At 70.4% G+C, this 11,595-nt stretch carries 11 protein-coding genes and 2 pseudogenes; 7 read left to right on the forward strand and 6 right to left on the reverse strand.

Features of this window, described 5'->3' with window-relative positions:
- Positions 1–699: pseudogene (locus tag EXE47_RS15005) on the reverse strand (KaiC domain-containing protein); the annotation flags it as partial.
- Between the two features lie 147 nt (positions 700–846).
- On the opposite strand from EXE47_RS15005, the gene EXE47_RS15010 reads away from it, so the two are divergent.
- Positions 847–1,674, forward strand: coding sequence for an NAD(+)/NADH kinase (locus EXE47_RS15010; RefSeq protein ID WP_049932608.1), 828 nt, complete (start codon positions 847–849; stop codon positions 1,672–1,674).
- 70 nt (positions 1,675–1,744) lie between these two features.
- Positions 1,745–2,437: a VTT domain-containing protein gene (locus EXE47_RS15015; RefSeq protein ID WP_086217000.1), complete on the forward strand. Its 693-nt coding sequence runs from the start codon at positions 1,745–1,747 to the stop codon at positions 2,435–2,437.
- A 282-nt stretch (positions 2,438–2,719) separates the two neighbouring features.
- Here the strand turns inward: EXE47_RS15015 and EXE47_RS15020 are convergent, their stop codons facing one another.
- From EXE47_RS15020 to aspS, 3 genes are all read right to left on the reverse strand, one after another.
- The gene (locus EXE47_RS15020) at positions 2,720–3,451 is read right to left on the reverse strand and encodes a DUF4382 domain-containing protein (RefSeq protein ID WP_089308810.1); all 732 of its coding nucleotides are present in this window, start codon (positions 3,449–3,451) and stop codon (positions 2,720–2,722) included.
- A gap of 1 nt (position 3,452) precedes the next feature.
- Complete coding sequence (locus EXE47_RS15025) at positions 3,453–3,767, reverse strand: hypothetical protein (protein WP_089308793.1); 315 nt, start codon at positions 3,765–3,767, stop codon at positions 3,453–3,455.
- A gap of 250 nt (positions 3,768–4,017) precedes the next feature.
- Positions 4,018–5,322 (reverse strand): aspartate--tRNA(Asn) ligase, encoded by a 1,305-nt coding sequence (aspS, locus tag EXE47_RS15030; RefSeq protein ID WP_089308792.1) that lies wholly within the window; start codon positions 5,320–5,322, stop codon positions 4,018–4,020.
- A gap of 549 nt (positions 5,323–5,871) precedes the next feature.
- On the opposite strand from aspS, the pseudogene EXE47_RS19040 reads away from it, so the two are divergent.
- Positions 5,872–6,189, forward strand: a pseudogene (locus EXE47_RS19040) (hypothetical protein); the annotation flags it as partial.
- Positions 6,190–6,212: 23 nt separating this feature from the next.
- Here EXE47_RS19040 and larC read toward each other — a convergent pair.
- Complete coding sequence (larC, locus tag EXE47_RS15040) at positions 6,213–7,595, reverse strand: nickel pincer cofactor biosynthesis protein LarC (RefSeq protein WP_137708491.1); 1,383 nt, start codon at positions 7,593–7,595, stop codon at positions 6,213–6,215.
- Between the two features lie 72 nt (positions 7,596–7,667).
- Complete coding sequence (locus EXE47_RS15045) at positions 7,668–7,856, reverse strand: hypothetical protein (protein WP_049932599.1); 189 nt, start codon at positions 7,854–7,856, stop codon at positions 7,668–7,670.
- Positions 7,857–8,078: 222 nt separating this feature from the next.
- Here EXE47_RS15045 and EXE47_RS15050 point away from each other — a divergent pair, with 222 nt between their 5' ends.
- The 4 genes from EXE47_RS15050 (at position 8,079) to EXE47_RS15065 (ending at position 11,568) form a co-directional block, all read left to right on the forward strand.
- Positions 8,079–10,301 (forward strand): CDC48 family AAA ATPase, encoded by a 2,223-nt coding sequence (locus tag EXE47_RS15050; protein WP_049932597.1) that lies wholly within the window; start codon positions 8,079–8,081, stop codon positions 10,299–10,301.
- Between the two features lie 60 nt (positions 10,302–10,361).
- Complete coding sequence (locus EXE47_RS15055; protein ID WP_049932596.1) at positions 10,362–10,592, forward strand: hypothetical protein; 231 nt, start codon at positions 10,362–10,364, stop codon at positions 10,590–10,592.
- A gap of 81 nt (positions 10,593–10,673) precedes the next feature.
- Complete coding sequence (locus EXE47_RS15060; RefSeq protein ID WP_094520492.1) at positions 10,674–11,207, forward strand: DUF5815 family protein; 534 nt, start codon at positions 10,674–10,676, stop codon at positions 11,205–11,207.
- A gap of 136 nt (positions 11,208–11,343) precedes the next feature.
- Entirely contained in the window at positions 11,344–11,568 is a 225-nt protein-coding gene (locus EXE47_RS15065) for a hypothetical protein (RefSeq protein WP_049932592.1), read from the forward strand.
- Positions 11,569–11,595 lie beyond the last annotated feature (27 nt).

Consider the following 11,595-nt stretch of genomic DNA (forward strand, 5'->3'; position numbering starts at 1 on the left):
ACCGCCCCCCGCGCTGCCGTCCGCACCGCCGCTACTCCCGCTGCCCCCGCGGCTCCCGCCGAAGGGGTCGTCAGCACCGAACGAGTCCGTCTCGCCCCCGGAACCGGCGTCCGGGTCGGGAGCGCTCGCTTCGCTCGCGCCGGCGTCGCTCCCGCCGCCGAAGGGGTCGTCCGCACCGAACGACCCGAACTCTCCGCCGCCGCCGACATCGCCGAACGCGTCCGCCGGTACGCCGTCTGCCGTCGAGTCGTCACCGGACCGGTCGCCCCCGGACCGGTCGCCGCTCGGCTCGTCGGTCCCTCCGAACGGGTCACCGTCGTCGGCCGTGTCGCCGGAGGAGCGCGCCTCGCCGTCATCGGTCGCACCGCCGAACGGGTCCCCGTCGCCCGCGTCGGCGTCCGATTCCCCGCGGTTCCCGCCGAAGGGGTCCGCGGGCTCGGCGTCGTCACTCGATGCGCCGAGTTCGACCGCCGGGTCGTCGAACTCCCGCTCCGCACCCCCGTCGCCGGGAGCGTCGGACTCGTCCGGTACTCCCGTCGCGTCCTCCGCCTCGTCCGGCGCGTCATCCCGCTCTTGCGCATCATCCGACTCCCCGGGCCCGCCGTCGGATCCGCGCTCCGCGTCGCCCACCGGCCGCTCGTCGGACTCCTCGTCGGTCTCGCGCAGCGCGCGCTCGAACCAGTCGTCCTCCTCGCTCATCGTTTCCGCCGCCCGTGGGGGTTCGGCATGAGCCGAGCAACGCGACCAAGCGGCTTGAAACTTTCCGGCGAACTCCCGCGCGTTGAGAACTCGATCGGGCTCCCCGATGTCCGCACGCTTTTATCCGGGGACGGGGATGGCTTCCGCATGGAAGTGGGCATCGTCGCGCGAAAGGGCAGCGAGCGGGCGGCGTCGCTCGCGGCGACTCTCCGAGACATCGTCACCGAAGAAGGAGAGAGCGTCTGGCTCGACGCGGAGACCGCCGCCGCGCTCGACGCGGGCGACGACGCCCGGGCGGTCGACGCGTTCGACGACTGCGACCTGGTCGTCGCCGTCGGCGGCGACGGCACGTTCCTGTTCGTCGCGCGCAACGCCGGCGACACCCCCATCGTCGGGGTGAACCTCGGCGAGGTCGGGTTCCTCAACGCGGTCCCGCCTGCCGACGCGGCGGCGGCGCTCCGCGCCGAGGTCCGGGCGTTCCGGAACGGGGGGCTGGACGTCCGGGAAGCCCCGCGGCTCGCCGCCAGCGCCGGCGGCTGGACGTCGACGCCGGCCGCGAACGAGGTGGTGATTCAGGGCGACCGACGCGGCCCCGGCGGCGGGATCGACTACGAGGTGCGGGTCGACGGGTCGCGGTACGCCGGGGGGCACGCAGACGGGGTCCTCGTGGCCACGCCGACCGGGTCGACCGCGTACAACCTCTCCGAGCGCGGGCCCCTCGTCCACCCCGAGGTGAACGGGCTGATCGTCAACGAGATGGTCGCCGAGGATGGGATGCCGCCGCTCGTCGTCGACGCCGACGCGAGTATAACCGTCGCGGTCGCGGACGACGCGGGGGCGACCGTCGTCAGCGACGGACGCGACACCGCGGCGCTCGACGGGCCGACCGAAGTGACCGTCGAACGCGCCGCGCCGCCGATACGGATCGCCGGCCCCCCCTCCGACTTCTTCGAGGCGCTCGGCAAGCTGTCCTGAGCCGGCGGCTGCCCGGCGGCGGCCGGACGCACCCACAAAGGGTTTACCGGACGCCCGCGGACGCCGGAGCGTGAATCGCCGGTCGGCGCTCGGACGGTACGCGGTCGCCGGGGTCCTCGTCGCGGCGGTGGCGGCAGTGACCCTCGCGGTCTCTCCCGAGGCAGCGCTCTCGCGGCTCCGGTGGCTCGCGACAGACCCGCTGCGGTTCGGCGCCGCCGTCGTCGCGCTCGCGGCGGTCAGGCCGCTCCTCGCGTGGCCCACGACCCTGCTTGCCGTCGCCGTCGGCTTCGGGTACGGCTGGGCCGGGACGCCGCTCGCGCTCGCGCTCGTCGTCGGCACCGCGCTCCCCCCGTACGCGCTCGCCCGGGCGGGGAGATTCCGCCTCCGAGACGGCGCCAACGCGGGCGACGCGTCGGGAATCGCCGACAGGTTCTGTCGCGCCGGCGAGCGCTTCGCGGCCGAGTCAGGGAGCGTGCGCGCCGTGACCGGGACCCGCCTGCTGCCGCTCCCGTCGGACGCGGTGACGGTCGGGGCCGCGGCCGCCGGCGTCGGCGTCCGGCCGTTCATCGCCGGTACCGCGTTCGGCGAACTCCCGTGGGTCCTCGCCGGGGTCGCCGTCGGCGTCTCGCTCGACCGCCTTGCGGCGAGCGGCGGGTCGCTCGTCGACCCGGCCGTGGTCCTCGGCATGGCCGCCGTCGGCGTGCTGATACTCGCCGGACCGCTCTACCGGACGTTCCTCCGGACGGACGCGACGACGGTCTGACTCGGCGGACACTGGGCGCCGATACGGCGGATGGATCGCAGAAAGCGAAAAGACCGCCCGGGCGTGTCGTCGCTCGGGCGGTCGTGCGGGCCGTGTGCCTCTGACAGCAGACGGGTGCTCTGCGTCGGGAACCGCTCGCAGCGACGCGCGCATTCCCCCGGTCCCCGAATCCCGGGAACCGACCCAGCCCTGACCCCGAAGCCGCGGTGCGGTCCGCGCTCGCCCCTGCGAGCGCCGGACGCGGCCGCGACTCCAACGGGGGACCGGGAGAGCGCGGCGTCGCTACGAGTCGCCGTCGGTCGAGTTCTCGCCGCTCGAACCGTCCTCCGACGCCTCGGACTCGTACTCCACCTCGATCCCGCTCGGCACCGGGCGGAGGAGGTAGCGGCCGTTCCCGCGCAGCACCGGCGCGAAGTCCGCGGTGAACGTCGTCCGCGCGTTCTCGCGGATCTCGAACTGCTCGTTGAACTTCAGCGGCGCGTTACCCGGGAGATCGACGGCCGCGTCGCTCCCGTCGGTGAGGGTCCCGTCGGCCGACGACACGTCGAGCTGGAGGTACGGGTACTCGCCCGTCTGGAGCTCCCGCTCGTCGATCAGCTGCGTCTCGCCGTTCTGGAGTTCGACGAGGTCAGCCTCCTGTGACTCGTCGAACTCGAAGTACTCGCGACCCTCGGCGGCGTCCCCCTCGTCGTCGGTCCCGTTGCCGTCGGTGGTCTCGTTCCCGCCGGCGTCGGTGTCGTCGCTCCCGTCGTCCGGGTCGGTCTCGTTCGCGCCGTCAGCGTCACCTTCCTCCGGATCGGCGCCCTCCGGGCCGAGCCAGAACCCCTCGACGGTGACGACGAGCGACTCGAAGTCGCCGATGTCGGCGGGCTGGTCGGTCACCTGCGTCGCGAGCGTTCCCGTCGCGCGACCGACACAGCCGGCGAGGCCCGTCGCCCCGAGGGCGGCGGCGCCGGTCGCCTTGAGGTAAGTGCGCCTGTCGAGCGCGTCAAGGTCGAGCGCGCGGTCAGTCACGTCACGCACCCCCCGCTCCGTCGGCGGTCGTCCTGTTCTCCGCGTCGGTTCCGTCGCCCTCGCCGGCGCCGTTCCCGGCGATATCGCTCACGGTCTCGCCGAGGTCATCGACCCCGCCGCCGAGGAACTCGTTCACGCTGTCGAGGATCCCGCCGACGAAGTCCGGCACTTGGTCCGGGAGGTCGCTCGGCGGGCCCGCGTCGCCCGAGGCGTTGTCCGGGCCGGGCGTCGCCGCGACGGCACCGGCGGCCGCGCCGGTCCCGATCAGTACCACCGTGGCGACCGCCACGAGCAGCGTCGTTCGGAGTGCGTTCATTGCGACTCATCCTCGGAGCGCTACACGGTTTAATGCCCCAAGCCGTTCAGCCGAATTACGCCCGATTTAACTCGGTTTAATCGGCAGAAGACGGCCTAAACCGGGAGATCGACCTGAATAGCGGGTGATATATAAAAGGATAACTCCGGCAGCCGAGATCGGCGACGCGCCCGCGGACCGTAACCGGGGGCGCGGCCGTGGACCGTAGTCGGCGGGCGCGGGCGGGCAGGGTGGGCGTCGTTCGAACCGACTACGGCTCCAGCCGGTTGGGGTCACGCGGGAACATGATCGCCTCCTTGATGTTGTCGAGGTCGGCGACCTTCTGGACGAGGCGGTCGATACCGAGCCCGTAGCCGCCGTGGGGGGGCGTGCCGTAGCTCAGCGCCTCGATGTAGAACTCGAAGTTCGCGGTCTCGACGCCCTCCGCCTCCATGACCTCGACCATGCGCTCGACGTCGTGTTCGCGCTGGCCGCCCGAGGAGAGCTCTTGGCCCTTGTAGATGAGGTCGAACTTCCGGGAGGCGATCTCGTCGTCCGGCACGTCCTGCATGTAGTAGAACTTCTCGTCGGGGTAGCCGACGACGAAGAACGCCGGATGCCCCTGCTCCTCGAAGTGCTCGCCGAGCAGCTTCTCGCCCTTCGTGTCGAGGTCCGTCGGGTCGTCGGGGAAGTGGCCGAACTCGGTTTCGAGGATGTCGAGTGCCTCGTCGAAGGTGATCCGCGGGAAGTCGTCCTCGGGGACCTCCAGGTCCACGTCGAGAAGGTCGAGTTCGCGCTCGGCGTTCTCGGCGACCTCGCGGAGCGCGTAGCGCAGCGACTCCTCTTGGACGTCCATCACGTCGTCGTGGTCGTCGATGTAGGCCAGCTCCACGTCGAACATCGCGATCTCGGAGACGTGGCGAGAGGTGGCGAAGTCCTCGGCGCGGAACGCGGTCCCCGTCTCGTAGACGGCCTCGTAGCCCGAGGCCATCAGCATCTGCTTGTACAGCTGGGGGCTCTGCGAGAGGAACGCGTCCTGGTTGTAGTAGAGGATCGGGAACAGCTCGGCGCCGCCCTCAGCGCCGCCCTTCGAGATCAGCGGCGTCTTGATGTCGACGTACCCCTCGGCTTCGAACCACTCCTCCATCGCGGTGATCAGCTCGGAGCGCAGAGTGAACACCGCCAGCGTCTCCGGCTTCCGGAGGTCGAGCGCGCGGTTGTCGAGCCGGGTCGAGAGGTCGACCTCGATGTCCTTCGAGATCTCCAGCGGGAGCGGGGACTCAGCCTCGTCGATGACCTCGTACTCGGTCGGCGCGATCTCGACGCCCCCGGGCGCCTGATCGCTCTCCAGCGGTTCGCCGACGACGCGGACAACGTCCTCGGCGCCGACGTCCTGAACGGCCTCGAACAGCTCCGGCTCGCGCTCCTCTTTGAAGACGATCTGGATGAGCCCCTCGCGGTCCCGCACGATGAGGAACACGAGGCCCCCCAGGTCGCGGATCTCGTGGACGTGGCCGGCGATGGCGACCTCGTCCGCGTCCGGTTCGACGTCCGACGTGTGAATTCGCTCGATCATGGCGGTGACTGCTTACGCGCAACTGGTCGGGCGGCCGGCATAGGCCTGTCGTCTCGGGGGCGACTGAACGGGTCGCCCGCGGCCGCTCCGGCGGATTATCGGCGGCTTCCGGACCGAATTAGCCATGTCATGAGGTAGCATAACTAACATGATTTTAATACGAAACCGGTACTGAGGTTGGACGACGGCGCATTCAGCGCCTCGGAGACCGACCATGACCCGTTCCACCCTCCCGACGCTCGTGCGGTCCGTGAGCGTCGCGTCCCTCGGGTGGATCGGGATCGGGTATTCGGCTCCGAACTCACGGTCCGTCCGCCCGACCGCGTGACGCGCGTCGGCTGGGGAGGTTTCCCCGCGGGACGGACCACACCCGTTCTCTCCAGCCGCCGCGTTCGTCGCGCGGGTCGAACCGGACGACCGTTGCCCTCGCGAGCGCTGCCGCCGGCGACCTCGCCGCCGGCGCGTTCGAGGCCGCGGACCGGTCGCGTTCCGGGTTGTGACCCCGGGCGGCCGACCGGCCGCACCGCGTTCGACTCGCGGCGGGGGCGTATGGCGGCAGCCATCCACACGCCGTCGGTCGAGGCCACGGTGACCGTCCGCGTCTCGCAGGCGGCCACCGGCGACCTCGTCGCCGGCGCACGAGCACAGATCGAGCGAATCGACGGCCTCCGCGTCGAGGAGATCGAGATCGCCGGCCTCCGTCCCGGCCTCAACGACACCACGGTCGAGGCGGTCGCCACCCTCGCGGTCGGCGAGGAGGCGGGCCTCAACGAGGACGCCGAGGAGTTCGTCGTCGATCGCGTCCGCGAGCGCCTCGCCGACGGCTTCGGCGTCGACCCCGAGCGCGTCGAGCGGGTCGACCCCCCCCGACTGACGGGGGTGCCGGGGCGTCACCTCCCGCCCTGTTCTCGCGGGAGCTGCTCTCGCACCTCGGCTTCGACGCGGCGAAGCACCTCGCGGATCGGGAGGCCGGTCGCCTCCGCGACCGCGGCCGCGTCGTCGTACTCCCCACTGACGTCGTACACCTCCCCGTCGGTCGTCGAGGCGACCTTCACGTCGACCTCGTGGTCCTCGCCGTCGACCCGGAGCGTCGCCGTCTCGAACGCGCGGTCGGCGATCCAGCGGTGGCTCGCGCCGGACTGGCGCACCCCGAGCGTTCCCGTCTCGCGGGCGAGGCGCTCGGCGACGGCCTCGGCGTCCGCCGGCTTACAGATCACCTTCACGAGGTGTCCCGGGCGCGACTTCTTCATCGTCGTCGGGACGATCGTCACGTCCCGCGCCCCGGCCCGCGAGAGCGTCTCCTGAAGCCCGCCGAGCACCTCCGGCGCGGCGTCGTCGAGGTTCGTCTCCAGGACGGCGATGTCGTCGTGTGCGAGCCGTCCGTCGACGGGCTGCCCGGCTCGGGCTCGGTCATCGTCGCGTTTCTCGCGGTCGCCGTCAGGTCCGGGTTCTCCCCCGTCGCCGACGAGCGCGCGGAGGACGTTCGGGTGGCGCTCGAAGTCGGCGTCGCCCGCGCCGTAGCCCGCGCGTTCGACCGCGAGGTCCGGGACCGCGTCGAAGCCGTCGGCGACCGCTCCCAGTATCGCCGCGCCGGTCGGCGTGAGCAGTTCGTGGTCGATCGGCCCGCCGGCGATCCGGAACCCGGCCCGGCTCGCGATCTCGGTCGTCGCCGGGGCCGGGACGGGGTACGTCCCGTGGCTCATCTCGACCGTCCCCCCGCCGGCGGCGACCGGCGTCGTGACGACTCGCTCGGGACCGAGGTCGGCGAGCAGCAGCGCGGCGCCGACCACGTCGGCGATCGCGTCGTCCGCGCCGACCTCGTGGAAGTGGGTCTCGTCGAGGTCGGTGCCGTGGACCGACGCCTCGGCGCGGCCGAGCAGCTCGAAGGCGTCGAGCGCGGTCGACTCGACGGCCGGCGGAAGGCCCATCGACTCGACCAGATCGACCACTTCGCGGTAGCTCCGGTGGACGCCGGCCCCCTCGGCCGGTTCGTCAGATCCGGAGGTGCTCAGATCGTTGTCGTGGTCGTGGCCGTGGTCGTGGCCGTGGCCGTGGTCGTGGTCTCCGTCGGTCTCGACCGTCCTGTCATCGACGAGGACGTCGACCGTCGTCGCGCGGATCCCGTTCTTCTCGACCTCGCCGACGGCGTACCGGACCGGAAGCGCGTCGCTCACGGGGGCGAGCGCGTCGGGGTCCGCCCCGGCGGCGATCAGCGCGGCGCAGATCATGTCGCCGGCGGCCCCGGTCCGACCGTCGAAGACGAGCGTTCGCATGCTGGTTCCGACGCGACTGCCGGACAAATACCTCCGGATCCGATCGCGGGCGGGCGGCGAGGGTCGGGCGAGTTACACCCCTTGGCCGGCCGCGAACAGGTACAGTTCGCCGATCACCAGCAGCGCCACCACCGCGAGCGGGACGGCCAGAATCCCGGCGACGCCGAGCGCGTACAGCGCCGCCCCGACGAGCGCGCCGGCGACGAGGAAGGCGAGCCGAGCGAGGAGGGACCGCATTGGGCCGGAGAGGGAGTCGAACACGCCCGAAAGTCACCTCGAACGGGCAAAAAACGCCCGTTGCGGCCGCCGCAGATCCACGGCGAAAACGCACGCTTACGACGAGGTTTTAAGAACGGACGCCTAACCGTGCTATATGATAACACAACCTGCCGCGGCCGCCGACAGATCGGTGCGGAGCGGCGGCACGGGCAACAGGCTTATTCCCGGACCGGGTCCAGATACGACCATCCCCCGCGAGGAACTATGAACGAAGTCCAACTCGAAGTGGCGAAGGCGTACCCGAACGACTCGGGGCGCGGCATCGCCCGACTCGACCCCGATACCCTGTTACATCTGAAGCTCTCGCCCGGCGACATCATCGAGATCGAGGGCGCGGAGACCACCGCGGCGAAGGTCTGGCGCGCCGACCGCCAGGACTGGAACACCGACACCGTCAGGGTGGACGGGTTCACCCGCCAGAACGCGGACGTCGGCATCGGCGAGCGCGTCACCATCCGGAAGGCGGAGGCTGAGAAGGCCGACAAGCTCGTCTTGGCCCCGCCCGAGGAGGCGTCCGTCCAGTTCGGCTCCGACGCCGCCGGCATGGTGAAACGCCAGATCCTCAAGCGGCCGGTCGTCGAGCGCGACATCGTCCCCGTGATGTCGTCGACGAACCACCCGTTCATGCGGTCGCCCGGGCAGGCGATCCCGCTGATCGCAGTCGAGACGGAGCCCGATGGCGTCTGTCTCATCACGGAGGACACCGAGGTCGAGCTGCGCGAGGAGCCGATCTCCGGGTTCGAGAAGACCGGGGGCGGAATTACGTACGAGGACATCGGCGGCCTCCAGTCGGAGATCCAGCGCGTCCGCGAGATGGTCGAGCTGCCGATGAAACACCCGCAGATCTTCTCGAAGCTCGGGATCGAGCCGCCGCAGGGCGTCCTGCTCCACGGCCCGCCCGGCACCGGGAAGACGCTGCTCGCGAAGGCGGTCGCCAACGAGACTTCGGCGTCGTTCTTCTCGATCGCCGGCCCCGAGATCATCTCGAAGTACTACGGCGAGTCCGAACAACAGCTCAGGGAGATATTCGAGGACGCGAAGGAGGAGTCGCCCTCGATCATCTTCATCGACGAGCTCGACTCGATCGCGCCGAAACGGGAGGACGTCACCGGCGAGGTCGAGCGCCGCGTCGTCGCGCAGCTGCTGACGATGATGGACGGGCTGGAGACCCGCGGGCAGGTGATCGTCATCGGCGCGACGAACCGTGTCGACAGCGTCGACCCCGCGCTCCGCCGCCCCGGGCGCTTCGACCGCGAGATCGAGATCGGCGTCCCGGACGAGGTCGGCCGCAAGGAGATCCTCCAGATCCACACCCGCGGGATGCCGCTCTCGGACGACGTGAGCCTCGACCACCTCGCCGACGAGACGCACGGCTTCGTCGGCGCCGACATCGAGAGCCTCACGAAGGAGGCCGCGATGAAAGCGCTCCGGCGCTACCTCCCCGAGATCGACTTAGACGAGGAGGAGGTGCCGCCGAGCCTCATCGACCGGATGATCGTCAAGCGCGACGACTTCTCGGGCGCGCTGAACGAGGTGGAGCCGTCGGCGATGCGCGAGGTGCTCGTCGAACTCCCGAAGATATCCTGGGACAACGTCGGCGGACTCGAAGAGGCCAAACAGCAGGTTCAGGAGTCGGTCGAGTGGCCGCTCACCTCTCCCGAGAAGTTCGACCGGATGGGCGTCGACGCGCCGAAGGGCGTGCTGCTGTACGGCCCGCCCGGGACGGGGAAGACCCTGATGGCGAAGGCGGTCGCCAACGAGACGAACGCGAACTTCATCTCGGTGCGGGGGCCGCAGCTGCTCTCGAAGTGGGTCGGCGAGTCTGAGAAGGCGATCCGGCAGACCTTCCGGAAGGCCCGGCAGGTGAGCCCGACGATCATCTTCTTCGACGAGCTCGACAGCCTCGCACCCTCGCGCGGCCAGGAGATGGGGAACAACGTCTCCGAGCGCGTCGTCAATCAGCTCCTGACGGAGCTCGACGGCCTCGAAGACATGGGCGACGTGATGGTGATCGGCGCCACGAACCGCCCGGACATGATCGACCCCGCGCTGCTCCGCTCCGGCCGGTTCGACCGGCTCGTGATGATCGGCCAGCCCGATCAGGAGGGCCGCGAGCAGATCCTCGACATCCACACCGAGAACACGCCGCTCGCGCCCGACGTGAGCCTGCGTGAGGTCGCCGAGATCACTGACGGCTACGTCGGCTCCGACCTGGAGGGGATCGCCCGCGAGGCCGCCATCGAGGCCCTGCGCGACGACGACGACGCCGAGGAGGTCGAGATGAAGCACTTCCGGCGCGCCATGGAGTCGGTGCGGCCGACGATAAACGACGACATCCTCGCGTACTACGAGGACGTCAGAGAGCAGTTCAAGGGCGGCGGCGGCGAGTCGCTGCGCGACACCGGCGGTCGGATCGGGTTCCAGTAACGCGGCCGGCGGTCGATCTCCTGCGGGGACGTTTTGAGTGTCGCGCGCGTAGCGATGCTCATGTCCGACGACGTGACCGTCGACGTGGAGGTCGAGGTGGAGGTCGACCGGGACGAACTGGAGATCGAGCGCGACGACGCCGAGTCGATCGAGGCGACCTACGAGGCGAACGGGATCGAGATCGAGGTCGAAGCGGAGGTGGAGACGGACGGCGGAGACGGCGAGTCCGCCGAAGAGGAGGACGAATCCGCTGAGAGCGGCGGAGAATCCGGCTACGAGGACTCCGAGTAGCGGGCGTCGAGTCGCCGCCGCTCCCCCCGGCGCACCGACCCGTTCCGCTCCTTTTAACCTCGCCAGCGACCAAAGAGAGCTATGTCCAAGCCCCGCGTCCCCGGCGGCGACGAGAACGCGCTGGAGCTACCCTGCGGGGAGACGATCGGCGTCGGCGAACTGGACCTCGGGATGCGCGAGTACGAGTGCGACTGCGGCGAGACCCACGCAGTCGTGATGGACGTCCATCCCCCGGAGCGGTTCCTCCCCGACTTCTTGGTCGAGGTGCTCCGGGAGGCGATCGAAACGACCAGCGAGGAGATGCCGGAGTTCGACACGCCGCACCTCCTCGGCGTCGTCTTGGAGGAGTTCCCCGAGGCGGTCGTCGCGCACGACGCCAGCGAGAACGCCGACGTGGGGTACGCGATGGTGTGGGTGACCGAGTTCGACTCCCGCCGGCTCCACGAGGTCGTCGTCGAACTGGTGGTCGAGCTGATGGAGCACGCCGTGAGCCACGCCGACGACGACGAGGCGCTGTCGGCGTTCGAACGAGAGATGGTCGAGTTCGACGTGAGCGAGTTCGTCGAGCAGTACCGCGCGGAGCGCGACCTCGAAGCCGAAGACCCCTACGCCTGAGCGTCGGACTCACCGCGGTGACGACCGCGAGAATCGCTCAGCCCCCGGAACGCGGCCGCTTCGATGCCTGCGTCTGACAGTCGTCCGACTCCTGTCTCACTGAACCCTATATGTTCGGAGACCCTACGTAAGACGTATGAGCGCCGGCGAATACGACCGGTACGACCGAATTCGCGGCGTGCTCGCCGAGGCCGACGAGCCGCTGACCGCCCGGGAGATCCTCGCGCTCGTCGAGGAGTGCGACGAGTGCGAGGCGATCGACAGCCCGCACAGGGTCGCCACCGTGTTAGGGCGACGGGCCGAGCGCGGCGAGGTCGAGGTCATCGCGGGCCAACCGTACCGGTACCGGCTGGAGACCTGAGGGGCGGCCGGAGGCCCGGAAGGCAAC

This window comes from Halorubrum sp. GN12_10-3_MGM, from assembly GCF_005435235.1.
Lineage (GTDB): Archaea > Halobacteriota > Halobacteria > Halobacteriales > Haloferacaceae > Halorubrum > Halorubrum ezzemoulense.

What these genes read in the sequence shown, in the direction of transcription:
- EXE47_RS15065 (WP_049932592.1), top strand. Translation starts at nt 11,344, where the DNA reads ATGAGCGCCGGCGAATACGACCGGTACGACCGAATTCGCGGCGTGCTC.
- EXE47_RS15025 (WP_089308793.1), bottom strand. Translation starts at nt 3,767, where the DNA reads ATGAACGCACTCCGAACGACGCTGCTCGTGGCGGTCGCCACGGTGGTA.
- EXE47_RS15060 (WP_094520492.1), top strand. Translation starts at nt 10,674, where the DNA reads ATGTCCAAGCCCCGCGTCCCCGGCGGCGACGAGAACGCGCTGGAGCTA.
- EXE47_RS15010 (WP_049932608.1), top strand. Translation starts at nt 847, where the DNA reads ATGGAAGTGGGCATCGTCGCGCGAAAGGGCAGCGAGCGGGCGGCGTCG.
- EXE47_RS15050 (WP_049932597.1), top strand. Translation starts at nt 8,079, where the DNA reads ATGAACGAAGTCCAACTCGAAGTGGCGAAGGCGTACCCGAACGACTCG.
- larC (WP_137708491.1), bottom strand. Translation starts at nt 7,595, where the DNA reads ATGCGAACGCTCGTCTTCGACGGTCGGACCGGGGCCGCCGGCGACATG.
- aspS (WP_089308792.1), bottom strand. Translation starts at nt 5,322, where the DNA reads ATGATCGAGCGAATTCACACGTCGGACGTCGAACCGGACGCGGACGAG.
- EXE47_RS15055 (WP_049932596.1), top strand. Translation starts at nt 10,362, where the DNA reads ATGTCCGACGACGTGACCGTCGACGTGGAGGTCGAGGTGGAGGTCGAC.